Genomic DNA, 25,793 nt, shown 5'->3' with positions numbered 1-25,793 from the left:
TGGCTCGATCCCTAACGCTCCCACCTCAGGAAGATTGTCGCGAGCGGCGGCAGTGTAAGAAGGATGGAGAAGTCCTTGCCATGCGCCGGCTGGCGTTCAGCCCAGACTTCGGTCTGCCCGAGATTGGATCCGCCATAGATCGCCGCGTCGGTGTTGAGCACCACCTCAAAGCGCCCTTCCATCGGCACGCCAACGCGATAATCGTGCCGCGGAACTGGCGTGAGATTGGACATTATCAGGATATACGAGGAGCGGTCTTGCGGACTGCGCAGCATGCCGTAGACGGACTTCTCCGCGTCGTCGGCGACCGCCCATTCGAAGCCACCCGGCTCAAGGTCGCTGAACTGCAGCGATGGTTCTCGATTATAGAGCCTGTTGAGATCGCGGACCAATTGCAGAATGCCCGCATGCTCGGGCCGGTCAAGCAGGTCCCAATGCACAGAGCCGTCATGGCTCCATTCGCCTTCCTGGGCAAGCTCGCCGCCCATGAAGAGCAGTTTCTTGCCTGGATGTCCCCACATGAAGCCGTAATAGGCGCGCAGATTCGCGAGCCGCTGCCAATGGTCGCCGGGCATCTTCCCGAGCAGAGAACCTTTGCCATGCACCACCTCGTCGTGGGAGAGCGGCAGCATGAACCGTTCGGAATAGGCGTAGATCATGCCGAAGGTCATCGCGCCGTGGTGATATTTGCGGTGGACCGGATCGTCCTGCATGTAGTGCAGCGTGTCATGCATCCAGCCCATGTTCCACTTGAAATCAAAGCCGAGGCCGCCCTCCTCGGGCGCCTTGCTAACGCCAGGCCAGGCGGTCGACTCTTCCGCGACGGTAAGGGCATGCGGGCAGCGCTCATGGATGATGCTGTTCAAGTGCTTGAAGAACTCCACTGCTTCAAGGTTCTCGCGACCACCATATTGATTGGGTATCCATTCGCCCTCCTCGCGGCTGTAGTCCCGGTAGAGCATCGAGGCAACCGCGTCCACGCGCAACGCATCCACATGATAATGCTCCAGCCATTCCAGTGCGCTGGCAATCAGGAACCCTTTCACCTCGTTGCGGCCCAGATTGTAAATCAGCGTGTTCCAGTCCCTGTGGAAGCCCTCGCGCGGGTCCTCATGCTCGTAGAGCGCGGTCCCGTCGAAGCGGGCGAGCCCCCAGACATCGGTGGGAAAATGCGCTGGCACCCAGTCGAGGATAACGCCGATGCCGGCGGCATGGCAGCGGTCGACGAAATAGGCAAAATCCTCCGGCATGCCGTAACGACCAGTGGGAGCGAAAAGGCCGAGCGGCTGGTAGCCCCAAGAGCCGCCGAAAGGATGTTCCATGATCGGCAGGAATTCGATGTGCGTGAAGCCGAGATCCCGCGCATAGGGAATCAGCCGCTGGCTGAGCTCGACCCAGTCGAGCGGCCGGTTTCCCTCCTCAGCGATCCTCAGCCAGGAACCGGGATGTACCTCGTAGACCGAGATGGCACCGGTGCCCGCCCGGTCGGCGCGGCGGGCACGCATCCAGTCCTCGTCGCTCCAGCGGAAAGGTCTCGACGAAGCGACTATCGAAGCCGTCGAGGGCGCGGCTTCGCTGGCGCGGGCAACCGGATCCGCTTTGTGAGGCAGGAGATCGCCGTGAGCATCGAGCAACTCGAATTTATAGCGCTCTCCATGCGTGAGGCGCGGAATGAAGATTTCCCATACGCCGGCTGATGACCGAAGCCGCATCGGATGTCGGCGGCCGTCCCAACTGTTGAAATCGCCGACGACGGAAACCCGCCGCGCATTGGGTGCCCACACGGAAAAACGCACGCCCTGGACACCATCAACGTCCGTCGGAACGGCGCCCAGTGTGCGGCCGAGATCGTAATGCGTGCCCTGGGAGATCAGATGCAGATCGAGGTCGCCGAGCAACAGGCCAAAAGAATAAGGATCCTCCGTCTCCTGCACCGCATCCTGCCAATGGATGCGAAAGAGGTAACGGGCCGCGCTCCCGATCACACCGGCGAAAAGTCCGCCCGCGTGAATCACCTCCAGCCGCGTCAGCGCGCGGTTGGTATCGGCCTCAACCACGTCCACGGAGACCGCGCCGGGCAACAAGGCCCTTACCACGTTGAGATCGTCATATCGATGATGTCCGAGGATCGAAAAGGGATCGCCATGCCGGCCTTCGACGAGAGCCTGGAGGCCTTCAGCGACGGTGCCGATCATCAGGTCTGCGCGCTCATATCTCATGCGACGTTCTCCAAGAGTCTCGATGCAATAGCCGAGAAGCCGACAAGTGGCAGAGGCAGCCAGGTGGGGCGATTGCGCGCTTCATAAGCGATCTCGTAGGCCGCCTTCTCCAGCAGGAACAGGTCGAGGATGCGACCGCGTGAAACCGGACGTAAGCTGAGTTCTCGCGTTTTGCCGACTGCGTCGACGTATCCTTCGAGGAAGGCCGGTTCCGCCATTTCGATGAAGCGCGCCACCAGCGCGGCATGTCGTTGATCAACCACCTCGCTTACCAGTTCCCGGTCGAGATTGGCGGCCGCTGCAAGATAGCTCAGCGATCTCAGCAGCCCCGCAACATCCCGAAGCGGATTGGTCTTGGCGCGGCGTTCAGCGAGATCGCGGGCAGGTTCGCCCTCGAAATCGATGATGTAGGCGTCACCTTCCGCAACCAGAACCTGGCCCAGATGAAAGTCGCCGTGATTGCGGGTCATCAGCGTGCCAGCCGCGGCCTTTGCCAGATGCCCGGCCAACTTCAAAAGCTCCTCGCGTCGTGCGACGAGCGGTCCGATCTGCTGGGCGACCTCAGGGGCGAGACTTTCCTGGATCTCCTCGAGGATGGCGAGGCTTTCGTGAATTTGCTTCTTGACGGCATCGCCCCACCGTCCGGCATCCTCATTGGACATGCGTACCGGTTTGAAATCTTCGTTTTCGGTCGGCTGCGCCAGCGCCACGTGCAATTCGCCGAGCCGCTTGCCGACGGTCGCTGCGAAATCCACCAGCGGCGTGAAGTACTCATTCGCCATGTCTACTTCGACACCGGTCACCATCACCTCGTCGATCGCGCGGCGCAGATTGCTCAGCATCCAGTTCCAGGCATCGCCTTGATTGCGGATCGCGCCTTGCACGATGATCAATGTGCAACGGCAGCCGTCCGGCGCGGTGTGCGCGACTTCGCCGAGCAGTTGTGCAGTGTTCCCATATCCGATTTCCGTCAGATAGCGGGTCATCTCCACTTCCGGATGGACACCCGGCAGGACGTGGCGGATGAGCTTTACCATCGCGATCTCGCCGATGATGAGCGAGCTGTTGGATTGCTCGGCTGAGAGCCACCGTACCGGCAGGTCGTCATTCATGCTCATGCGGTCGAGCAGATCCGTCCCGAGGAATTCAAGCGTGCCCGCTCGGTCGGAGATCACCGCACATTCGCGGAGCCCGCGGATGACGCTGCGTGCCAATCCCTCTATCGCAAAGCCGTCGGTCAAAAATCCGACGCGGCGGCCCTGGCGGAGGCGGGCAAGCGCAAGTTGTTGCGCCAGCGCCGTTGGCTGCCTGTCGTCCCACGACACCGCAAGCGGCAGCAGATACATGTCCTTGCGGCCGTCGAGTTCGGCCTCCACCTCTCCAAGCGAGAGGTCACGGGCGAAGGGAAGCGGCGTGGCGACGACGAGCGAGGCATGCCTCAGCTTCTCGCCCTTGGCGCCGAACCAGCGCCGCTTGCCGAGATAAGCCGGCAGTATCTCGTTCGAGAGCGTGCCTGATAGCCGTGGCTCGTCGACCAGTTCCTGCAGGTCACGACGCACCACCATGGTCACCATGTCCTGCATCTGTTCCGGTGGTTCGGCGCGCCAGGCCGGACCGTCCGCCTCCTGGGCAAGCAGGAACCAGAAGAAGCCATAGGGGGGCAGAGTGAGCATGTAAGTGAGCTGACCGATCGGCGGGAATGGCGACATGCCGGTCAACTCGATGGGGACGCGGCCGGCAAAGTTCGCAAGGTCGAGCTCGACAGCCTGGGGCAGGCGCGACAGGTTGGCGACGCAGAGGATCGTGTCGTCACGATATTCACGCAAATAGGCAAGAATCTTCCTATTGCCGGGCGAGAGGAACCTTAAGGAGCCACGCCCGAATGCCGAATGCTTGTTGCGCAGCGCCAACATCCGCCGTGTCCAGTTGAGCAGCGAATGCGCATCGGCGCCCTGCGCTTCGACATTGACTGCCTCATAGCCGTAAAGCGGGTCCATGATCGGCGGCAGCACGAGTCGTGCCGGATCGGCCTTGGAAAAGCCGCCACTGCGGTCCGGCGACCACTGCATGGGCGTGCGCACACCGTCGCGGTCGCCGAGATAGATATTGTCGCCCATGCCGATCTCATCGCCGTAATAGATCACGGGCGTGCCGGGCATGGAAAACAGCAGCGCGTTCATCAACTCGACGCGACGGCGATCGCGCTCCATCAGCGGCGAAAGACGGCGCCGGATTCCGAGGTTGATGCGGGCTCGACGGTCGGTGGCATAGATGTTCCAGAGGTAATCGCGTTCCTCGTCGGTCACCATCTCCAGCGTCAGCTCGTCGTGGTTCCTCAAGAAGATCGCCCATTGGCACGTCTCCGGGATTTCCGGCGTCTGCCGCATGATATCGGTGATCGGGAAGCGGTCCTCCTTGGCTATCGCCATGTACATGCGCGGCATGAGCGGGAAGTGGAAGGCCATGTGGCATTCATCGCCATCGCCGAAATAGTCGCGCGTGTCCTCCGGCCATTGATTGGCCTCGGCAAGCAGCATTTTGCCTGGATGGGTGGAATCAAGGGCCGCGCGGATCTTCTTCAGGATCGCATGCGTCTCGGGCAGATTCTCGTTGATCGTGCCTTCGCGTTCCACCAGATAGGGGATCGCGTCGAGCCGGAAACCGTCGATGCCGGTTTCCAGCCAGAAGCGCATTACACCCAAAAGTTCCTCGACCACCAACGGATTGTCGAAATTGAGGTCGGGCTGGTGGGAATAGAACCGGTGCCAATAATAAGCGCCGGCGACTGGATCCCATGTCCAGTTGGACTTTTCGGTATCGAGGAAGATGATGCGGGTCTCGGGGAACTTCTGATCCGTATCCGACCAGACGTAGAAGTCCCGCTCCGGCGAGCCGGGGGGCGCGTGCCGCGCCCGCTGGAACCATGGATGTTGGTCGGACGTATGGTTGATGACGAGCTCAATGATCACCCGGAGGCCGCGTTGATGCGCCGCTTCCACGAAGGCCTTGAACTCCTCCACCGTTCCGTAGTCCGTGCTGACATTGGTGTAATCGGCGATATCGTATCCGTCGTCGCGACGCGGGGACGGAAAGAAGGGCAAGAGCCAGATGGTATTGGCGCCAAGCGAGGCGATATGATCGAGCTTCTCGTGAAGGCCCTTGAAGTCCCCGATACCGTCGCTGTTCGCATCGAAGAACGACTTGATGTGAAGTTGGTAGATGAGCGCGTCCTTATACCACAGGGGATCAGGTTCTTGCGGGTTGGTCTGATCCTCCTCCTGGTCGCGGCTTGTGATCACCATGTCCATTTTGTTTCTCCTGTCTTATCTCACCCGCCAGATCGCAAACGGCAGACCGGCATGCGGATCGAGCCGAAGGTGTTGGACCCTGCCTGTCCAACTGAACCTGTGGCCTGCGATCAGGTCTTCGAGGTCAAGCGTGCCATGGTCCGGGAGGTTCCATGACCGGAGCGGGATTTCCACATCCGCCTCATGAACATTGTAGGGATCGAGATTGACGGCGATCAGCAGGGCGTTCTCACGCCCCGGACTCGTCCTCTCATAGAACATGATGTTGTCGTTCCAGGCGGTGAGAAGCTGTAGGCCAAGATGCGAGTGCAGAGCCGGGTTCTCCTTTCGAATCCGGTTGAGCATCGTGATTTCCGATTTGATATTGCCCGGCCGGTCGTAGTCCCAGGCGCGGATCTCATATTTTTCCGAGTCGGCATATTCCTTGCGCTTGGTGTCCGGCCGACCCTCACAGAGTTCGAAACCATTGTAGACGCCCCAAAGTCCTGACAGCGTCGCGGCAAGTGCCGCACGGATCAGATAGGCCGGACGCGGCGCGTTCTGCAGGAAATCGGGGTTGATGTCGTGCGTGTTAACGAAGAAGTGTGGGCGGAAGAACTCTTTCGGTTCCTGCGTGGTGATCTCGCGCATGTATTGCTCGAGCTCCCACTTCGTGTTGCGCCAGGTGAAATAGGTGTACGATTGAGAAAAGCCGACCTTGGCGAGCCTATACATCACCTTCGGCTTCGTGAACGCTTCCGACAGGAAGACGACCTCCGGATGCCGCGACCGGATATCGGCGATCAGCCACTCCCAGAAGGGAAAAGGCTTGGTGTGCGGGTTATCAACGCGAAAGAGTTTCACGCCGTTGTCGACCCAGATTTGCACGATATCGCGCAGCTTGATCCAGAGCGAAGGGATCGCGTCCCAGCTGTAGAAGTCCACATTGACGATGTCTTCGTATTTTTTCGGCGGATTTTCCGCGTAACGAATGGTTCCGTCCGGTCGCCAGTCAAACCAGCCCGGATGCTGTCTCAGCCAAAGGTGGTCGGGCGAGCACTGGATGGCGAGGTCGAGCGCTATCTCCAGGCCCTCGTGCTTGCTGGCATCCACCAACCGTCGGAAATCTTCGAAAGTGCCAAGGTCAGGATGGATCGCGTCGTGACCGCCATCCGGCGATCCGATGGCATAAGGACTGCCTGGATCCGCCGGCGCCGCGCGCAGGCTGTTGTTCCTGCCCTTGCGATTCGTCTTGCCGATAGGATGAATCGGCGGGAAATAGAGCACGTCGAAGCCCATGGCGCGGATGGCCGGCAGCCGTTTGATGACGTCATCGAATGTGCCGTGGCGGGTCGGATCGCCGCTCTGTGAGCGTGGGAATACCTGGTACCAGCTTGCGAAGCTGGCCCCCGGACGCTCTGCATCAAGAGGGATAGTCTGCGACCGGAGACGATGAGGACGTCGATCTGCCGTCGCCATAAGCTCGGCGGTTTCTGTCGCCAGCAGGATTTCGGTACGTTGGGCATCGTGCGCCGCCGTCAGCTTGTCGAAGAGGGTTTTGAGCTGCGTCTTGATTTGGCCTTCCGCATAATCGAGCGCATCCACCACGAAGTTGATGCCCTCCTGGATTTCGAGCCTGAGATCGAGCCGCGCCTCGTGCTTCTTGACGAACTCGTAGCGGAAGATCTGAAACGGACTGCGCCAGGCTTCGACCGCGAATTCGTGCCGGCCCAGGCGCTTGGGCGTGAATTCCGCACACCAGCGATCATTTTCGATCAGTTCCATGTGCACTTCGTTCCAGCCGCTTTCGTCGACCGCCCGCCAGAGCAGGACAGCCGAAAGCGGGTCGTGGCCGTCGCCGAAAATATCTGCCTCGACCTTCACCGTCTGGCCGACAACGCGCTTGACGACGAAACGACCGTCATCGACCGCGGGCGTGATCTTCTCGATTGCCAATCTCGGAGACGCGGCGGCCTCGCTGGCATCGGGTACCGGAACCGTATCGACGATCGGTACGGACGCCTGTCCTTCGAAAATGCGCAACTCGCCCGGCTTCAACTTGAGATCGGCGTCAAAAACCTCGCCTTCGGCCTGGGGATTGACGAGCGGAAGGAATAGCGACGCCGCCTCCCGCAAGACATTGAACGGTGCGTTGACGACGCGCCGGAGGTCGCGATTGAGGACAACGACGCGGATTTTCTGCGAGGCGCGAACGTCCTCCTCGTCCGTCTGCATCAGAGCGACGGCCGGAGTCTGGCTGGCGGAGATGAGCTTGAGCGGCTGCCGCGCGAAGCCGGCGGCCGTCTTGTTGGTCCAGCCGTTCACGGCGCGGATGTCATCGGAAAGATCGAAAGAGCCCTGTTTACGAAGGCCAAGCAGGCCGGTTCCATCGCCATGCGTCGGATCGAGCGGCGTGGCAGCACCGAATTCGAAGCCCATTGGAATCATCATTCCGCTGGCAAATGTGGAAGCAAGCTTCAGCGCGCGGACAGCCTTACGCTGCAGCACCTCACAACCGTCGGTGCCGTGAGCGATCCGTTTACCGAACGGCGCCTCCGGGAAGGTAACCTGATATCCGATCTGCCGCTGGATCTGGTATTCATCCGTGATCCACCGTTCCTCCAGGTTCCACCAGGCAAGCGAGGAGAAGCTGCCGTCAAACCCTGCCCCGTCGAGAGCCTTGCGGTCTTCGAAGGCGCTGCCAGGCGTCCACGCCAGAAAGGTTGTTTCTGGCGCCGACTTACGGGCCGCGACGATAAGGTCGTACCATGCCTCCGGCGCCAGGCGACCGATGCCTAAGCAGCGAAAACCAGCAATGCCGAGGCCCGTGAGCCAAGTCATTCGTTTGCGCCAGTCCTCGATGTACCTGGCTTCGCCCCTGAAATCGACGGGCCGGCTACGGCTTTCCTGCGGTGCCACGCGCGGATCGGCGATGATGGACCCCGCAGGCTTGTCATCGACGGCAACTCGATCCACGACGAGGTCGAGCATTAGTTTGAGATCATTTTCCCGGGCCACCTCGACCAACGACTTGACGCCATCCTCGACAGAGTCACCCAGCTCCAGGTCGGGATCGAGCTGATCGAAATTCCTGGTGACGAAGACACTGGCATAATGGCCACGTTCAAAAAGAGGCGCCGCCAGGACCGTATCAAAACCAAGGTCTTTCGCATGCGTGAAGACCTCTCTCCACGCGTCGAGCCCCTTCAGCACCAAAGGATGCACGTAGTAGATTCGCGGTGGCAATTGCGACAGCGAGATTCGCGAAGCGACTTGGGGGCGCGTGTTCATCGGGTCTGCCTCGCCGCAGGGTTTCCCTGTGTAACGGTGAGGCGACCGTCCTTGTTCCTCTAAAAGGGCACAAACTGACCGCGATGCACCACGCTGGGCAGCCATGGATGTAGAGCTTCAGCATTGTTGCCGCGCTAGTTTGCCCAAACGCTGACGCTTGCTTGCCTGCTGAAGCCTCAGCCCTGAAGGGATTTCAGCCAGTCGCCGATCGTGGCTCCGCGATGGCGCTCGGAAGGAGCGAGCGGTGCGACGTGCCGTTCGGCAGCTGCCATCTTGCGGATATCGCGCGGGTTCGCCCCGAATTCGTGATTGAAGGCGCGTGTGAAATTCGCGGCCACGTCGAAACCCGCGGCTTCCGCAATTTCGGAGATAGGCCGCTTGTTCGTCGGGTCGCTGAGGTCCGCATAGGCCTGCAGAAGCCGGCGGCGGCGAATGTAGTTGAGGACACCGCCACTCGGCTCGAAAAGCTGGTAAAGGCGCGTGCGGGAAATGCCCAGTACGCGGGAGATGGCATCCGGTGTCAAATCTCCCGCATGAAGGTTTTGATGGATATACCGGTGCGCCCGTTCCATCATTCCGATGTTTACCGGGGACGCTGCCGCGTCCGGCCGCGTCGCTGATGCAGCGCAAGCGACGATCATGTCGCGCACCGTGCGCACGATACGCGGCACTTCAGGCGCGGCAATGGTGCTGAGATTTGATTCTACACCGTCAATGTAGTTCATGAGCAGATCCGTCAAACTGCCCGACAGGACAGAATTATTGGCACCCTCGAGTTTGCTCGCATCGTCCGCCAGCAATTCATATGGCATGAAGAGAAGGACGGCCACGGACTCCGTCACACGCCCGCGGTAGGGGTAGCCCAGGGACCGAAGAAAGAGCTCTCCCGGTCCTATCTCCGTGACGTGGCGGTCGACTTCGGTCCATGCCCGACCACTGCGGAGCACCCCGACGTTCCAGTGGTCTATCGGGCTGGAGCGCAGCATCGCGCGAGACCGCTCATAGCTATATCCCGGCGTACGTTGTTGAACGACGAGCAAATCCCCAAGGTGCCATCCTACCTGCTCTGCAGGAAAGCCTTCATCCGGAGCCTTCCCGTCTGGCAAACGAACATCGATCAGCGGAGCCATGTGCTGGCGCCATGCGTCAAACTGTTCCGCAGGCGGCAATCCGAGCGTGGAAAAATGCGAGGGCACCAGCCCGGGGCGCGCGATGGCTTGGCGCTCCCTTCGTTCGGTGGGCTCGCGCGGCCACCGGCGCCGCTCCAGATGGGCGGGCCAGGCGGGAGCTTCGGGTGGACCATCTCCGGATTCTTTACTCATGCAACACCCTCCAGCGAATGGTCGCGCTCGAACGTGAGCCGCAAACGGTCGAGTGCCTGTAGCGGCGCATGTCCCGCTTCGTCACAACTCGCCCCAGAGTGGAACAGAGCCGACAGATTACACCCAGAAGTGACACTTATACCTCGTTTTGAGTAGAAATGCACGGCAAGATAACTATCCGGATTGGGTGATAATGACATTCACCACGCCGCGATTGTATCAATAGGCAACAGTCGCTTTCAAATAGCGCAAGGCAAAAGCCAGAGTATTTTCGAACGAAGGCATTTGAATTACCTAGTTATTCCTTCCGTTGGCGAACGTTCTTAGTTTGTTAATAAGTGGCGTGGAGATTATCCGTGAATTATTTTCGTAATGATTTCAGAAACACTTTGACAAATGCAAAAGAAGACAAAGATTTCTCGCGGCGCCCGAAGAACCTGAAGCGAATACTCGTCACTGGCGGCGCGGGCTTCCTGGGATCACATCTCTGCGAGCTGCTTCTCGGCGCCGGTCACGAAGTCCTCTGCATCGACAACTTCTCGACCGGCTTGAGACGCAACGTCGCGCAGCTGAAGCGCTTCGACACCTTCCGTGTCATCGCCCATGACATCGTGGAGCCGATCGATCTGGAGGTCGACGAAATCTATAATCTCGCCTGTCCGGCATCGCCGCCGCACTATCAGGCCGATCCGATCCAGACCATGAGGACCTGTGTGGTCGGGTCGCTCAATCTGTTGGATCTGGCTGCGCGCAAGGGGGCGCGCATCTTCCAGGCGTCGACGTCGGAAATCTACGGCGACCCGCAGGTCCACCCGCAGGTGGAAAGCTATTGGGGCAACGTCAATCCCTTCGGCCCACGCTCCTGTTACGACGAGGGCAAGCGTTGCGCAGAAACCCTGTTCTTCGACTTCCACAAGGTCCATGGGGTCGACATCAAGATCGTTCGCATCTTCAACACCTACGGCCCCCGGATGCGCCCGGACGATGGCCGTGTCGTCTCGAACTTCATTGTCCAGGCACTCAAAGGTGAGGACATCACCATCTATGGCGACGGGTCGCAAACCCGCTCCTTCTGTTTCGTCGACGATCTGATTGACGGCTTCGTCCGCCTGATGGCGTCGCCATCGTCGCTCACGGGCCCGGTCAACCTCGGCAATCCCGGAGAGTTCACCATCAGTGAACTCGCTGACCGGGTGATCCACGTGACCGGCTCACGCTCGAAGATCATCCGCCGGCCCCTGCCCGTCGATGACCCGCGCCAGCGCCGCCCGGACATTTCGCTCGCAACGGAAGCGCTCGGTTGGCGCCCGACGATCAATCTGTCGGAAGGTCTCGCACGCACGATCCAATACTTCGACGGCCTCCTCGCCGGTTCCGATCGGAAAGTCATGGAGCTGGTCTGATGGACGCGCCACGCCTTCTCGTTACGGGTGGGGCCGGCTACATCGGCAGCCACACCGCAAAGCTTCTCTGCCTGGAGGGCATCGAGCCCGTCGTCTACGACAACTTGTCGACCGGGAATCGCTCCGCGGTACGCTGGGGACCGTTCGTCCACGGCGACATCCTGGACACAGCCCACCTGATCAAAGTGGTGGAACAATATCAGCCGGCCGCCGTCATCCATTTCGCCGCATCCGCCTATGTCGGTGAATCCGTCGCAGACCCCGCGAAGTACTACAACAACAATGTCCGCGGAACGCTGTCGCTCCTCGATGCGTGCCGACAGGGGGGCCTCGACAAGATCATCTTCTCGTCGAGCTGCGCCACCTATGGCGTACCGGCGGTGTTGCCGATCGACGAGGCCACGCCGCAGGCACCGATCAATCCCTACGGCAAGACGAAACTGATGGCCGAGCACATGCTCGCGGACTACGCGACGGCCTTCGGACTCAACTATGTTTCGCTGCGCTATTTCAACGCCTGCGGGGCCGATCCGGAAGGTGATCTCGGGGAGTGGCACGACCCGGAAACGCACCTCATTCCGCGGGCACTCATGGCCGCGGCAGGTAAAATTCCGCATCTGGAGATCTTCGGCGACGACTACGACACGCCCGATGGGACCTGTGTGCGTGACTATATCCACGTGGCCGATCTGGCGCACGCTCACGCCCTGGCCTATCGACACCTCGCCAGCGGTGGAGCGAACCTTGCGCTCAATCTCGGCACCGGTCGTGGTTGTTCCATAAAGGAAGTGCTTCAAGCAATCAGCGAGGTTACCGGTCACGCCGTCCCGGTGGTGTTTCGCCGGCGACGTTGTGGAGATCCGCCGGCGCTCTATGCGGATGCTGCGCTTGCGCACCGGACAATCGGCTTCCTGCCCCGCTATTCCGATCTTGAGACAATCGTGCGAACGGCTGCGCCATTCTTCGGACTGGAGGCGCGGCCATGACTCGCCTTTCTGCCGACGACGGAACGAGCACTTCGCAGAGCGATGAGCCCTTGCTCGTTCCTGTGCTCACCGGCTATCGCCGGGCGGAATATCTCCTCGGCGCCGGCCTGTGGCTGGCCGCTCTCGTTCATTTCTGGGCCTGGTGGCTAGAGCCGCGCCACCACATGGACACTTTGGGCAGTATTACGGTGACCGCGGTCCTGGCTTGGGTCACTCTCCTGCCTGCCTATTTCGTCGCGGTCTTCTATCGCGCGGCAAAACCAAATGGACCTCTGCGGTTGCCGGCCGGCAGTCGCGTCGCGATGGTCGTGACCAAGGCACCATCGGAACCCTTTTCGATCGTGTCGGAAACGCTGAAGGCGATGCTCGCGCAGGATGTCCCGCACGACACCTGGCTCGCGGACGAAGATCCCTCCGAGGCGACGCTCGAATGGTGCCGCAGGCATGGCGTCCTCGTCTCGACCCGCAAGGGACGGGCCGACTATCATCGGACTTCGTGGCCGCGACGCACGCGTTGCAAGGAGGGCAACCTCGCCTTCTTCTACGATCATTACGGCTATGATCGCTATGATTTCGTGGCCCAGCTCGACGCAGATCATGTTCCTGAGCCTGGTTATCTTTTTGAGATGCTCCGCCCTTTTGCGGATCCGAGGGTTGGTTACGTCTCCGCACCAAGCATCTGTGACCGGAACGCATCCGAAAGCTGGGCGGCGCGCGGAAGGCTTTATGCCGAGGCGAGCATGCACGGCTCGCTTCAGGCTGGCTATAATGGGGGGCTGGCGCCGCTGTGCATAGGATCGCACTATGCGGTCCGCACGGCGGCGCTGGAGGAGATCGGCGGACTCGGGCCCGAACTGGCCGAAGATCATTCGACGACGTTGATGATGAACGCCGCCGGCTGGCGCGGCGTCCACGCGCTCGAAGCGATCGCGCATGGTGACGGGCCGCGCACTTTCGGGGACCTCGTGACTCAGGAATTCCAGTGGTCGCGCAGCCTCGTCATGCTCCTGCTGCAGTATTCGCCACGCTTGGTTGGCAAATTGCCGCTACGGCTGAAGTTCCAGTTCCTTTTCTCGCAGCTCTGGTACCCTCTGTTCGCGTGCTTCATGGCGCTGATGTTCGCGATGCCGATGATAGCGCTGGCGCGCGGCGAGACCTTTGTCGCGGTGACCTATCCTGATTTTCTCGCGCATTTCGCGCCGCTTTCGACCATCCTCGTGCTTTTGGCCTATCGCTGGCGGGCCAGCAGCTCGTTCCGGCCGTATGACGCGAAGATCCTGAGCTGGGAATGCACGCTCTTCCTCTTTGCGCGGTGGCCTTGGGCGCTCGCCGGTACCCTGGCGGCGCTACGCGACTGGCTCACCGGATCCTTCGTGGATTTTCGTGTCACTCCGAAAGGTGCATCCGAGGTCGATCCGCTCCCGTTCCGTGTTCTCGCGCCTTACGTCGTTCTGGCCATTGCAGCCGTGCTGCCGGTCCTCCTGGTCGACGATGCTGCGAACGCCAAGGGCTTCTACCTCTTCGCGATCCTGAATGCCGCGATGTACTGCCTGCTTCTGCTGGTCATCGTCGCGCGGCATTCGAAGGAGAACGCGGTCACCACCACCTCCCGTTTTCACCGCCCGGCGATGGCGGCAGGTCTTTCGGCACTCGTCGCATTGCCCGGGATCGCGACGGCCGAACACGGGAAAGACGGGCTTGAGGCGCTCGCATGGGGTGCCGGGCATCTCCGCCTCTTCGAGGAACGTTATGCGGTAGCGGGTGCCGGGCAGGACGGCAGCAACTTGCGAAAGGTCGTCTTCCGGCCGCGCTGGATTTCCGTCACGGCGGAACAGGGAAACGGTGGAGCACACTGAGGGTAGGCCATGACAGGAAATCTCGGAATTGATCAGAAACAAGGTTGGCGCCCCCGTTATGCAGCGTTCATCAGGCGCCTCGCTCTTGGCGTCGTGCCAATGGCCTTTCTCCTCAGCCAATCGCCGGTGTCGGCGGAGGTCGTCGTTCCCGAAAAGGCACGCGTCATGACCGGCGTGGAACTTTACATGATGTTCCGCGACAAGACGTGGAAATGGGAGAACGGCGCCGGCCGAATGCAGGGCGAAGGCCGCGTTTTCCGAGCCTGGGCGCAGTCTGAGGCGGGAGCGACTTGGGCGGAAGGCCGCTGGAGCGTGACTGATGGCGGTCAACTCTGCCTTAAGGGCGTATGGCACAGCCAGAGCGCTGCGGCCCGCGACAAGACCTGCTTCACCCACCGGATCCTCGACGGCACCATCTATCAGAAACGGGAGCCTGCCGGCGACTGGTACGTCTTCAGACATGCGAGGCCGGCGGCCGACGACGCGTTCAATCGTCTGATCGTTGAGGATCTGGTCGAAGCGAAGCTCCCTATCATCCGGGCGGTCCTCAACGCCCACGCAGAAGCAAAAACGAATAGCGTGCGCCCGCAAACCGAGGCGAACGAAGTTGGAGGTGTGCAATGAACAAGAGATCAAAGGCGTTTGCCTTCACATTTTTTGGCTTGTTGCTGTCGGGTACCGTCCTCGCAGCCAGCATGCCCCGCGGAATTCCAGACGCGAACTCCATCACTACGGCAACACCATCGGACAAGCGTCCGGTGTTGAATCAAGACTCGATAGATTTCGGCGCCTATGATCCGCACGGCGACTTTGGGGAGCCGTCGCAATCCAAGATCGAACATCTCTTCCTGCCTTGGGAGGATGTCGATCTGTCGACCCTGACGCTTGCGGACAATTATGCACAGGCGCGCGGACGCACACTGATGATCACGATCGAACCGTGGTCCTGGTCACCTGACTGGCGCGTTTCGGATCAGGAATTGCTGCGCAGCATCCTGAGTGGAAAGCGCGACGACAACATGGCCGCTGTCTGTTCGACGGCTGCCACGCTGAAAAGCCCGATCATCGTAAGGTGGGGCCAGGAAATGGACGAAACGGATAACCAATTCTCCTGGTCTCACTGGCAGGGTGCGGAATTCAAAGCGGCCTTCCGACGCATGGTGGACGTGTGCCGAGCGCATCTGAAAAACGCGAAATTCATGTGGTCGCCCAAAGGGAATCAGGGGCTGGACGCCTTTTATCCCGGGGACGACGTCGTCGACATCGTCGGGCTGTCGGTGTTCGGCTATCAACAATACGATCGAGCCATGACTGGCCGCGACCAGTCGTTTTCTGAACGTCTGGCACCCGGATATGAGCGGGTGAAGAGCTACGGCAAGCCAATCATGGTCGCCGAACTCGGTTACGAAGGCGACGCATCCTATGTGGCCAGCTGGGCAACAAACGTGGCCACGCGCCATGCCGAATTCCCGGAGCTGACGGCAGTCGTCTATTTCAACGACCGCGAAATCTACCCGTGGCCCGGGGGGTATGGACGGCCCGATTGGCGGGTGGTCCGGGAAGCCACCAACTAGCCAGCAGGCCGACAGGAGACATGAGATGAAGCCAGCACTACGCACAATATCTTTGGTGGTCGCAATCGCTGCGGCCATGGGGGCGGCGGGATCGGTTGCCGAGGCCGCTGCTGGACGCGTGAACGCTCAAAATGCAACGCCACTCACGCACGAGGAGCTCTACAAGCTCTACGGTCAGAAATCGTGGATATGGAAAGCGGGCGCGGGTTATTTCTCGGTGCGGCAGCGCCGGTTTACGGCCTGGTCACGCGAGAACGGCACGCCCTCATACGGTGTCGGCCGCTGGTTCATCACTGGGCCGGGAAAACTCTGCTTCAAGGCCGACTGGCATGCCAAGGACGGCTCCGCACCCGCAACGACATGCTTCAGCCATCGCAAGCAAGGTAGCCGCATTCTTCAGAAACGCGAACCGAATGGCGAATGGTATGTCTTCAGGAACACGCCGGCAAAGCCTGATGACGAATTCGCCAAACTTCGCCACGGCAATTATGTGACCGCGCGGCTGAACCGCATCGAAGCCAAGCTCGGCAAGGTCGACTGATCTTGACCGGGTGAAGGGGTTGCGCAGCCTGTTGGCGTCAGCGCATCAAGAAGGCTCCGCAGATGAGCCCGTCGCCAATCGGCGCGCAACTCCGCCATTATCGAAGGAAGCAGCGCGAGGTGCTGCCAAAACCGCTCGGCGTGCAAATATATGGCGCGCGCCCGAGATAGGCGGCCCGTTCGAGCTTGGCCGCCCGTTGAACGACGACCTGCTTGGCCGCGACGGGCTTGCTGCTTAACGCCGGGTAGCCGAGCTGTTTCGTCAGCGACGAGGTGCGGATACTCTGATCCGCGGTGGCAGAACATCCCGACACCGCTGCTGCAAGGAGCAGTGCAAAAACGCCCCGCACCATGCCGTTGCGGCTGTCGATTAGCCCGACCGAAATTCTTGTTTGCGCTTTCATGGCTAGAACTCCCGGTTCCGAAACTCATGCGCAGACGGTAGATGAGACGATTTAAATGGCCGTGCAGAAAATGCATACAACTTGACCCATCGCAGCTACCGTTCCGCCGCACGTGAGTCTCGGGTCAATGACCACGCACGCAGCCACCGGATTCCAGCAGGTTGGCCATAGACCAATTTCTGAGCCGGCCAGCCAATCACCGCCTGACGGAGAGGACAGTCATATCTCCCCCAGGACTTGCACGGAGAAGCCTTCATAGCATTGGCCCCAGAGGACACGACTCGGAGGCAAATTGACGCGATCTTCGAGACCGAGGCGGTGAAGCCCAAGATCGTGCTGGAGACGCCCTATTCGACCACGATATGCGCAATGGTGAATGCGGGGCTCGGTTGCGGCGTAGTGAACCCGATCACCGCGGAACCTTTTCTCGGCAAAAACATCGTAATCCGGCCCTTTGAACGGGCTGTCTATTTCCGCACGCTTCTCCTTCTACCCCCGAACCGACAGCCCTCGAAGATTGTGCGAGATCTCATGAGCGAGCTCAGGAAGCACGCAAGCTCTGACGATGCGACCATGCCTCAGTCAGTGTCACGAGGTTAACCCTGGACGCGAACTGCATAGCGCGTCCGGGCTGGGTCTTCGCGAAACGAAGTCGATCGCCTCCAATCCTGCCCGGCAAATCTGATGTCTGGCCGCCGGCCCTGAGGCCGGCTCCGCTCCGTTTCACTTGCTTGCCAGTCGCTCAGAAGGCGAGTTGAACCTTCATCGAGCGGCTCCGGTCGCCAGCCGCCTCAAACGCTTTCACGGCGTCATCGATCGCAAACACCGAAGAAAGTAGTGGCTTCAAGTCGACGCGGCGCGAATTGATCAGATCGACGGCCAATCCGAACTCCTCGTGGAAGCGGAAGGTGCCCTTCATTTCGATCTCCTTGGCGACCACCAGGTTTTGCGGGATCGAAACATCCCCGCCGAGCCCCAGTTGTACGAGAACGCCACGCGGCCTCAGCGTCTCGAGCCCGGACCTGACCGCCATTTGGTTGCCCGACGCCTCGAACTGGACGTCGAAATAGCCCTTGTTGGCGGCGTAAGCTGCGAGGTGATCGGCGTCATTAGCGACGTTGATCACCCGGTCCGCGCCGATCGATCGCGCCTTTTCGAGCACGCCATCCATCACGTCGGTGGCGACGATCTCTCGTGCGCCGTGAACGCGAGCCGCGATGATCGCCAAGGCTCCGATCGGGCCGCAACCGGTGACAAGAACGCGTTTTCCGATCAGCGAGCCCGCACGGGCCACCGCATGCAAGGTGACGGCAAACGGCTCGGCGAGTGCGGCTCCGTTGATCGAGACGCCGTCAGCGACCTTGTGGCACTGCCACTCCTCCGCGACCAGACGCTGCCTGAAAGCGCCCTGGATATGCGGCATCGGCATGGCGCTGCCGTAGAAGCGCATGTTCATGCAATGGTTCTGTTGGCCGCGCTGGCAGTATTCGCATCTTCCGCAGGGCCGGCTCGGCGACACGGCGACCCGGTCCCCCACGGCAAACCTGGCGACGCCCTCGCCCAGCGCCTTGATCGTTCCGGCGACCTCGTGCCCGAGGATCATCGGCTCGCGCAGGCGTACGGTGCCGAAGCCGCCGTGATTGTAATAGTGCAGGTCGGAACCGCAGATGCCGCCCGCTTCGACCTGAACTTCAATCTGGCCAGGTCCGAGAACCTCTGCGTCCCGCTCCTCGACCCGCAAGTCCTTGGCGGCGTGAATGACGACGACTTTCATCGGGCTTACCTCAGATAACGGGGGTCAGGAGGACCGCGCCGGCAAAATGCGCGGCGAGGTTGTCGCGAACGAGTTGGCCCATCGCCTTGCGCGTCTCGACCGTGCCGGACGCATGATGGGGCTGCAGGAGAACATTGTCGAGCTTCAGGAACCGGGGATCGAGCTTCGGTTCCCCCTCGAACACATCGAGTGCTGCCGCCCCCAGAACACCCATCTCCAACGCATCGAGCAAGGCTTCCTCGTCGATGTTGGAAGCGCGCGAGATATTGATCAGCATTCCCTCGGGCCCGAGCGCCTCGATCACGTCCTTCGAGACGATGTGCCGGGTAGCGGAAGAGGCCGCCAGCGTGACAAACAGGAAGTCCGAATGCTCTGCGAGGGAGACCGGGTCGGCAATGAAGGTCATGCCATCCGCGTAGGGCTTTTCGGCGACGTCGCTATAGGCGACGTCCATGTCGAAACCACGAAGACGCTTGGCAACCTCGAAGCCGATGCGACCCAGACCGAGCACGCCGGCTCTGCGGCCCCAAACGCGCCGCTTCAGCGGATAAAGGCCCTTCGCTGCCCAGCTTCCGTCCTTGACCCAGCTTTCGGCACCGATCATCCCACGCGATTGGCAGAGCATCATCGCCACACCGAGATCGGCAACGTCATTCGTCAGCACATCGGGGGTATTGGTGACGCGGATGCCGCGCTCACGGCATGTCGCGAGATCGACGGCATCATAACCCACGCCATAGACCGACACGATCTCCACATGGGGAAGCTTGCCGATCAAGTCCGCCGATGCGCCGAGCTCCCCTCGTGTCGCGATCGCTCGAATGCGCGGGCCATGCGCTGCGAGGAAGGCATTCCTATCCTCGGCTTCATAGATCTTGTGGACGCCGTAACGCGCCTCGAGGTCCACCAGATCCCAATCCGGATAGGGGCCCATGAGCAGAATGTCCGGTTTCGTCATCAATTTCCTCCCGTGGTTTCGTTTCGTCGGTGGCGGCGCGATGCGCACGGATCGCCAGGGTTTTCATCGCCAGCGCAACGATGCGCTCCAGCGACTGATCGATTTCGATGGTAACGACGTCCGCCTCACCCACAGGCAATTCGAGCGTGGCAAGCTGACTGTCGAGGAGCGACACCGGCATGTAATGGCCCTGACGCTCTGCCAGGCGCGCTGCGAGCATCGCCCGGGCGCCCTGCAGGAAGACGAAAGTGATCGGCCTTGCGGCCACCGCCCGCAGCCGTTCGCGATACGACCGCTTGAGGGCCGAGCACGACACGACAGCGGCCTCGGTGCCTTGCAACCGCTCCCCGATCTCGTCGAGCCAAGGCCAGCGGTCGTCATCATTGAGCGGGATGCCGCTTCCCATCTTGTCGATGTTCGCCGCCGAATGCAGGCTGTCGCCCTCGATGAACCGCGTGCCGAGATGGGCTGCCAGCCGCTCACCGACGGTCGATTTGCCGCAACCCGACACGCCCATGACAACGACCGGACCGAAGCCGCCGCCGGCCTCAAAGGCTTGTGGTGATGCCGCCGTCGACATAGAGCGTGTGTCCATTGACAAATGACGAGGCATTGCTCGCCAGGAAAACCGCCGCGCCCACCAGTTCTTCGACCTCACCCCAGCGCGCTGCCGGCGTGCGCTTCTCCAGCCAGGACGAGAATTCCTCACTGTCGACAAGCGCCTGATTCAACGGCGTTTTGAAGTAGCCGGGCGCGATGGCGTTCACCTGCAACCCGTACTTCGCCCAGTCCGTGCACATGCCGCGCGTGAGGTTTCTGACTGCACCCTTGGTCGCCGTGTAGGGGGCGATCGACGGGCGAGCGAGCTCGCTTTGCACCGAGGCGATATTGATGATCTTGCCGGCACCTCGTCCGATCATGTGCCGGGCCACCGCCTGGCCGACATAGAAGACGCTCGACACATTCGTCTTCAGCAATTGCTCCCAACGCTCGGCGGGAAAGTCCTCGAGCGGCGTGCGGAACTGCATGCCGGCATTGTTGACGAGAATGTCGATGGCGCCGATATCCTGCTCGATCGCATCGACGCCACGGCTCACGGCTTCGACGTCAGTGACGTCGAAATCGCTGACGGCGACGTTGTGGCCGATATTGCGGAGCGACTTTGCTGCATCCTCAAGCTTGCCGCGATCACGCCCATTGAGAACAATCGACGCGCCATGCTCGGCTAGGCCGCGCGCCAGAGCGAAACCGATACCTTGAGACGAACCGGTGATCAGCGCCCGTTTGCCTTCGAGGCTGAACAATGAATGTATCATCGTGGCTTCCTTCAAAAAACGATGTCTGCTGAGCCCCTCGCATCGGCTCGGAAGAGCCAGTTTCAGAAATCTACAATCAGGCCCTTCGCTTTGAGAACCGGCTCAAGATTGCTGACTTCGACGACGGATTTGCCCTGTTTGTAGGCAGCGATGTAGCCGGCCTCGGCATCTTCGCGGGCCTGCGAAAGCCTGGCGACTTGCCTGACCTCGTTCCGGCGCACAACGACCAGGCCGTCCGCATCGCCAACGATGACATCGCCGGGATTGATCAGTTCGCCGCCGACGATGATCGGATCGTTGACGGCGGCCAGAGTTTCCTTGACGGTTCCCTTGATGCAGACGCTCAACGAAAATACCGGGAAGCCAAGTTCCCTGAGCTGGAGGGTGTCACGAACGCCGGTGTCGGTTACGAGGCCGCCGATACCCTTGGCGAGGCAGGCGTTGGCGAGCACGTCGCCGAACGAGCCGGCCTCTTCATATTCGCCGGCAGAGACGACGATGATGTCGCCTGGCTGAGCGTAGTTGATGGCGAGCTGAAGCATGATGTTGTCGCGTGGCGCGCATTTGACGGTAAACGCCGGACCGCAGAGCTTCATGCGATAGTCGACGGGCTTGAGACGGGACGAAAGCGCTCCGCGGCGCCCCTGTGCTTCATGAATGGTCGCCGGCGAGAATTTCGAGATCGCCTCGATGTCTTCGGCGGACGGGCGTTCGGCAATGTTCTTGATGTGGGTCATAAGGGGCCTCAAACGGTCGTGACGATGCGATGGCGGCAGTGGTCCCACCGCCCTCGGTTTCCAAAAATGACAGGGGTTAAGTGCGATACCGCTGTCCGATCAGGGGATCGGATCGAACTTCAGTTCGGTGAGCGGAACGACCTTGTCGGTGCGTGTCATCTTGTACTCGGTGTCCTTGCCGAGCCACTTTTCCCAGATCTTGTTGATCTCGCCATCGGCATCGAGCTTATGCAGGACTACGTTGACCTTGGCGACGAGCGCGGGCTGACCTTTGGGCATGCCGATGCCGATCGGCTGGAACAGCATCGGTTCCTCGATCATCCGCATCTCCTTGCCGCGGGTCTTCGATTCGTTGACGAGTTTCGTTGTCGTCATGGTGTTGGCCACCATTCCGCGAGCCTTGCCCTGCTGGACCGCGAGATAGGCCGAGGCGGTGTCCTGGAACGTCAGCGGCTCGGACTTGTTGAGCTTGATCGAAAGCTCGGACGTCGAACCCTTTGCCGAGGCGATCCTCACGCCGACGAAATCGGCCTTGGTCTTGCCCTCGTCGGCAGCCGGCACGATCAGCATTTCCTTGGCCAGGTAGTACGGATCGCTGAAGTCGATCTGCTCGGCGCGCCCGAGGGTATAGGCAAGGTTGGCGACGGTAATGTCGACCCGACCTAGCTTGACCTCCGGTACGCGAGCCTCGACCGACACCGGTTTGACCTCCGCCGTCACACCCATCGCCCCGGCGATCGCCTTGCAGAGATCGACGTCGAAGCCGACCATTTCGCGTGTGGCCGGATCGGGAGCGGCAAACGGTGGAACGTCCGCGAACGTGGCACACCGAAGAGTCTTGGATGACATGATGTTGTCCAGCTGATCAGCCTTTGCGGGCGCTACGGCGCTCGCGCCGGCAAGGACAACGCCAAGCGTGATGCATTTCCATTTCATTTGCTGTTCTCCTTTGTTGATTTGATTAGTGCCGCAAGTCCGCGAGGAAACGCTGCGCACGCGGATGCTGCGGATTCTTGAAGAACTCGTCCGGAGTTGCGGTTTCCAGGATCTGGCCTGCATCGATGAACCAGATGCGATCCGCAACATCGCGGGCAAAGCCCATTTCGTGGGTGACGCAGAGCATCGTCATGCCCTCGGACGCCAGGCTCTTCATCACGCTCAGCACCTCGCCGACCATTTCCGGGTCGAGAGCACTCGTTGGCTCGTCGAACAGCATGACCGGAGGTTCCATGGCCAGCGCCCGGGCAATTGCCACGCGCTGCTGCTGACCGCCCGACAGTTGCCCCGGATAGGCGTTCTGCTTGTCGGCGAGACCGACCCGCTCGAGGAGCTTGACGGCCTTGGCGCGGGCTTCTGCCGCCGGCACACCCTTCACGCGAATGGGCGACATCGCAATGTTGTCGAGCACGGAGAGGTGCGGGAACAGATTGAAATTCTGAAACACGAAGCCGATCCGGCTGCGCAGGAGGTTGAGCTCCTTCGTGCGCATCGGGGCATGAATGTCGTGGCCGTTGAAGCTGATCGAGCCGCTGTTGATCTCCTCGAGACGGTTCACGGTCCGGATCAGGGTCGACTTTCCCGAGCCGGACGGACCGCAGATGACGACGACTTCGCCACGGGACACTTCGGCACTGATGTCCTTCAGAACCTTGTACTGGCCATAGCTCTTGCAGACATTGGAGATTCGAATGGCCTGCGGATCCCGCGGCTCGTTGGCTGATGTGCTCATGGCTGCTCCGTTATCATCTTGGTTGCCTGCGCCGTCTCCGAGATCGTGGCACTGACGGTACCCGCCCGGCGGCGTGCGATGCGCCGCTCGATGCGGTTTGCAACATGGGTCAGGCTCCAGCAGAGCGCGTAGTAGACAAGCGCGAGGATCAGGAAGACCTGGAACGGCTGGGTCAGAAGCTGGTTGTTCACCTGGCTCGCGGCAAAGGTCAGATCCGGCACGTTGATCACGTATCCAAGCGTCGTGTCCTTGATCGTCGACACGAAGGTGGAGAGGATGCTCGGGATCATGTTGTAGAGCGCCTGCGGCAGGATGACGAAACGCATCGCGCCGAGATAGCTGTGCCCAAGGGCCCGGGCTGCGTCCATCTGGCCATGACCGAGCGAGACGATCCCCGCCCGTACGACTTCGCTCAAGAACGCGCCTTGATAGACCACGAGCGTCGTCAGCATGATCACGAAGCTCGGAACATCGGTGCCCGTCACAAGCGGCACGACAAAGTAGCACCACAGGATCAGCATCAAGAGCGGCACGCCCCGCGTCACATAGACGAGCATCGTGACCGGCCAGCGCAACGGCGTCCATTTCGAAAGTCGTGCCAGCGCGAGCAGGATGCTGACCGGGAATGCAAGCGCGATGCTCAGCGCTGAAAGGATGAGCGTGTTGGCAAGGCCGCCCAGCGGTCCATTCGGGTACTGGCCGATCAGAAGCAGCAGCCAGTAATCGCGGATGATGGCGATAAGGTCGGTGATCATGCGTGCCCCCCTACCGCCGGGTTCGCCCGCATCGACAGGTAAGCGCCGCCCGCCATGATCAGGAGTGAGATGAAGAGATAAATGAGCGTCCCGACCAGATAGATTTCGAAGGTCCGGAAGCTCAGGTTCTCGATCTCCTTGATCGCGTGCGTCAGCTCCGGCGCACCTATGACAAGCGCAAGGCTGCTGTTCTTGAAAAGCGAAACGCTGTGATTGACGAGCGGCGGCAGTGCGTTGCGCACACCCTGCGGCATGACCACGAAACGCATGGCGGAGACATAGCCATGCCCGAGCGCCTTGGCGGCCTCCATCTGGCCGGGGCTGACGGCTCTTAGACCAGAGCGAAGATCCTCACTGAAATAGGCGGCCTGGCAAAGTCCAAGGCCAATGATTGCGAAGATCACTTCGGCGTTATGGCTCGCCAGCCATCCGGTCAGCCAATCCGGCATCAGCGTGAATATACCGAAGTACCAAAGCATCAGCTGGACCAGCGTTGGGACATTGCGATGGTAGGAAACGTAAGCCGCAACCAGGCTGTTTCCGACGGGCAACGGCGAGAACCTGATGCCAAGCAGCAGGATCGCGAGCGACATCGCCAGCGACCAGGAGCCGACATAGATGATGAAGGTCGCCTCGATGCCGTGGAAGAGCATCGAAACGAATTCCGGATTCGAGAGGATCGCGGAAAGGTCAAATCCGTTCACGGCTTCGTCCCTTTCGCGCGACTGGCCGCCACAGCAGGCCCTTCCGGCTTGGCCGTTTGCAGACCGCCCATCACCTGAAGCGTCGGCGTGATCTCCATATGGCCGATATTGACCGCCACGGGGGCAGCGACGGCAAAGGCAATGGCCTCGGCAATGTCGGACGCCTGGGGCAGTTCGAAGCCATCGATGAAGCGCTCCCTCACAGAAGGGTCGTCACCGTGGACATGGGCGAAAATGTCGGTCGCGACCCGGCCGGGGCAAATCTCCGTCACCCTTACCCGCTTGCCGAAAGCATCGATGCGCAGCTGGTTCGACAGCATGCTGACGCCGGCCTTCGTAGCGTGATAGGTCGAGTTTCCGCCGAAATTATACGCGCCGGCAATCGACGAGATATTGATGACGTGGCCGCGATCGCGCTTGACCATGCCGGGCACGACCATGCGGCAAAGATGCAGCACGGCCCTGAGGTTCACGTCCACGAGCAGGTCGATGTCGCCGTCCTCGGCCTCCAGAAACTTCTTGGGGCGATCGACGCCGGCATTGTTGACGAGGATGTCGAACTCGACCTCGTTGGCGAGTGCCGACAGCGCGTGCCGGTCGGTTACGTCGATGGCATGCGGCAGACAGCCGGTGCGCTCGGCGAGCCGTTGAAGCGCCTCTGCGCTGCGCGCGACCGCATGGACCTCGAGCCCTTCACGGCAAAATCGCTCGACTACCGCAGCACCGATACCGGAGGATGCTCCTGTGACCAAAGCGGTCTTGTAATCTGAAAACGGCATCGCGCTCCCCTTTGTTTCAATCACCCTAGCGAAGCTTTGGGGCCTTGCCTAAGACCGATTATCTCTGGAGCAATAAGCAAGCCTTATGGAGCCTGGCAGGCCCCTGTCCGACGGAGGCTGGCGACGTTCGAGCAAAGCCGCCACAGCTATCACGGCGGC

21 protein-coding genes and 1 pseudogene are annotated in these 25,793 nt (G+C 60.9%); 7 read left to right on the top strand and 15 right to left on the bottom strand.

The window, feature by feature from the left end:
* Positions 1-11: 11 nt before the first annotated feature.
* From glgB to QN222_RS24375, 4 genes are all read right to left on the bottom strand, one after another.
* Positions 12-2,219, bottom strand: a complete 2,208-nt coding sequence (glgB, locus tag QN222_RS24390) for a 1,4-alpha-glucan branching protein GlgB (protein ID WP_283963999.1) — start codon at positions 2,217-2,219, stop codon at positions 12-14.
* Positions 2,216-5,521, bottom strand: a complete 3,306-nt coding sequence (treS, locus tag QN222_RS24385; protein WP_284005635.1) for a maltose alpha-D-glucosyltransferase — start codon at positions 5,519-5,521, stop codon at positions 2,216-2,218. The genes glgB and treS overlap by 4 nt, the downstream gene beginning before the upstream one ends.
* Before the next feature lie 21 nt (positions 5,522-5,542).
* A complete protein-coding gene (locus QN222_RS24380) occupies positions 5,543-8,797 on the bottom strand; it encodes a maltotransferase domain-containing protein (protein ID WP_283964000.1) in 3,255 nt (1,084 codons plus the stop codon).
* Positions 8,798-8,973: 176 nt separating this feature from the next.
* The gene (locus QN222_RS24375) at positions 8,974-10,119 is read right to left on the bottom strand and encodes an AraC family transcriptional regulator (protein WP_283964001.1); all 1,146 of its coding nucleotides are present in this window, start codon (positions 10,117-10,119) and stop codon (positions 8,974-8,976) included.
* Between the two features lie 389 nt (positions 10,120-10,508).
* On the opposite strand from QN222_RS24375, the gene QN222_RS24370 reads away from it, so the two are divergent.
* The 6 genes from QN222_RS24370 to QN222_RS24345 are packed head-to-tail and all read left to right on the top strand — an operon-like array spanning position 10,509 to position 16,479.
* Entirely contained in the window at positions 10,509-11,522 is a 1,014-nt protein-coding gene (locus QN222_RS24370; RefSeq protein ID WP_283964002.1) for an SDR family oxidoreductase, read from the top strand.
* Positions 11,522-12,508: a UDP-glucose 4-epimerase GalE gene (gene galE, locus QN222_RS24365; protein WP_283964003.1), complete on the top strand. Its 987-nt coding sequence runs from the start codon at positions 11,522-11,524 to the stop codon at positions 12,506-12,508. The genes QN222_RS24370 and galE overlap by 1 nt, the downstream gene beginning before the upstream one ends.
* Positions 12,505-14,364 (top strand): cellulose synthase catalytic subunit, encoded by a 1,860-nt coding sequence (locus QN222_RS24360; RefSeq protein WP_283964004.1) that lies wholly within the window; start codon positions 12,505-12,507, stop codon positions 14,362-14,364. The genes galE and QN222_RS24360 overlap by 4 nt, the downstream gene beginning before the upstream one ends.
* A 9-nt stretch (positions 14,365-14,373) precedes the next feature.
* The gene (locus tag QN222_RS24355) at positions 14,374-14,988 is read left to right on the top strand and encodes a DUF995 domain-containing protein (RefSeq protein ID WP_336621039.1); all 615 of its coding nucleotides are present in this window, start codon (positions 14,374-14,376) and stop codon (positions 14,986-14,988) included.
* On the top strand, positions 14,985-15,938 hold the full coding sequence (locus QN222_RS24350; protein ID WP_283964006.1) for a glycoside hydrolase family 26 protein: 954 nt from the start codon (positions 14,985-14,987) through the stop codon (positions 15,936-15,938). The genes QN222_RS24355 and QN222_RS24350 overlap by 4 nt, the downstream gene beginning before the upstream one ends.
* A gap of 25 nt (positions 15,939-15,963) precedes the next feature.
* On the top strand, positions 15,964-16,479 hold the full coding sequence (locus QN222_RS24345; protein ID WP_283964007.1) for a DUF995 domain-containing protein: 516 nt from the start codon (positions 15,964-15,966) through the stop codon (positions 16,477-16,479).
* Between the two features lie 97 nt (positions 16,480-16,576).
* Here QN222_RS24345 and QN222_RS24340 read toward each other — a convergent pair whose 3' ends face one another.
* Entirely contained in the window at positions 16,577-16,882 is a 306-nt protein-coding gene (locus tag QN222_RS24340) for a hypothetical protein (RefSeq protein WP_283964008.1), read from the bottom strand.
* 237 nt (positions 16,883-17,119) lie between these two features.
* Here QN222_RS24340 and QN222_RS24335 point away from each other — a divergent pair, with 237 nt between their 5' ends.
* Entirely contained in the window at positions 17,120-17,482 is a 363-nt protein-coding gene (locus tag QN222_RS24335) for a LysR substrate-binding domain-containing protein (protein ID WP_336621038.1), read from the top strand.
* Between the two features lie 142 nt (positions 17,483-17,624).
* Here the strand turns inward: QN222_RS24335 and QN222_RS24330 are convergent, their stop codons facing one another.
* The 10 genes and pseudogenes from QN222_RS24330 to QN222_RS24285 all read right to left on the bottom strand — a co-directional run bounded on the left by QN222_RS24330 (position 17,625) and on the right by QN222_RS24285 (position 25,634).
* On the bottom strand, positions 17,625-18,656 hold the full coding sequence (locus QN222_RS24330; RefSeq protein WP_283964010.1) for an L-idonate 5-dehydrogenase: 1,032 nt from the start codon (positions 18,654-18,656) through the stop codon (positions 17,625-17,627).
* 10 nt (positions 18,657-18,666) lie between these two features.
* A complete protein-coding gene (locus tag QN222_RS24325) occupies positions 18,667-19,614 on the bottom strand; it encodes a 2-hydroxyacid dehydrogenase (RefSeq protein ID WP_283964011.1) in 948 nt (315 codons plus the stop codon).
* A 52-nt stretch (positions 19,615-19,666) separates the two neighbouring features.
* A pseudogene (locus QN222_RS24320) lies at positions 19,667-20,194 on the bottom strand (gluconokinase); the annotation flags it as partial.
* Positions 20,163-20,930: an SDR family oxidoreductase gene (locus QN222_RS24315; RefSeq protein ID WP_283964012.1), complete on the bottom strand. Its 768-nt coding sequence runs from the start codon at positions 20,928-20,930 to the stop codon at positions 20,163-20,165. The gene QN222_RS24315 and the pseudogene QN222_RS24320, both read right to left, overlap by 32 nt.
* Positions 20,931-20,992: 62 nt before the next feature.
* Positions 20,993-21,667 carry a 4-carboxy-4-hydroxy-2-oxoadipate aldolase/oxaloacetate decarboxylase gene (locus tag QN222_RS24310; RefSeq protein ID WP_283964013.1) on the bottom strand — a complete coding sequence of 225 codons (675 nt, stop codon included), beginning with the start codon at positions 21,665-21,667 and terminating at the stop codon, positions 20,993-20,995.
* A gap of 99 nt (positions 21,668-21,766) precedes the next feature.
* Positions 21,767-22,603: an ABC transporter substrate-binding protein gene (locus tag QN222_RS24305; RefSeq protein WP_284005622.1), complete on the bottom strand. Its 837-nt coding sequence runs from the start codon at positions 22,601-22,603 to the stop codon at positions 21,767-21,769.
* Between the two features lie 25 nt (positions 22,604-22,628).
* The gene (locus QN222_RS24300; RefSeq protein WP_283964015.1) at positions 22,629-23,396 is read right to left on the bottom strand and encodes an amino acid ABC transporter ATP-binding protein; all 768 of its coding nucleotides are present in this window, start codon (positions 23,394-23,396) and stop codon (positions 22,629-22,631) included.
* The gene (locus tag QN222_RS24295; protein ID WP_283964016.1) at positions 23,393-24,151 is read right to left on the bottom strand and encodes an amino acid ABC transporter permease; all 759 of its coding nucleotides are present in this window, start codon (positions 24,149-24,151) and stop codon (positions 23,393-23,395) included. The genes QN222_RS24300 and QN222_RS24295 overlap by 4 nt, the downstream gene beginning before the upstream one ends.
* A complete protein-coding gene (locus QN222_RS24290) occupies positions 24,148-24,855 on the bottom strand; it encodes an amino acid ABC transporter permease (RefSeq protein WP_283964017.1) in 708 nt (235 codons plus the stop codon). Before QN222_RS24290 ends, QN222_RS24295 begins: the two co-directional genes overlap by 4 nt.
* The gene (locus QN222_RS24285) at positions 24,852-25,634 is read right to left on the bottom strand and encodes an SDR family oxidoreductase (protein ID WP_283964018.1); all 783 of its coding nucleotides are present in this window, start codon (positions 25,632-25,634) and stop codon (positions 24,852-24,854) included. The genes QN222_RS24290 and QN222_RS24285 overlap by 4 nt, the downstream gene beginning before the upstream one ends.
* Positions 25,635-25,793: the final 159 nt, after the last annotated feature.

Source organism: Sinorhizobium sp. 6-70, assembly GCF_030124375.1.
GTDB lineage: Bacteria > Pseudomonadota > Alphaproteobacteria > Rhizobiales > Rhizobiaceae > Sinorhizobium.
The sequence above is the reverse complement of the archived record's forward strand: the minus strand, read 5'-3'. Positions and strand labels throughout refer to the sequence as shown.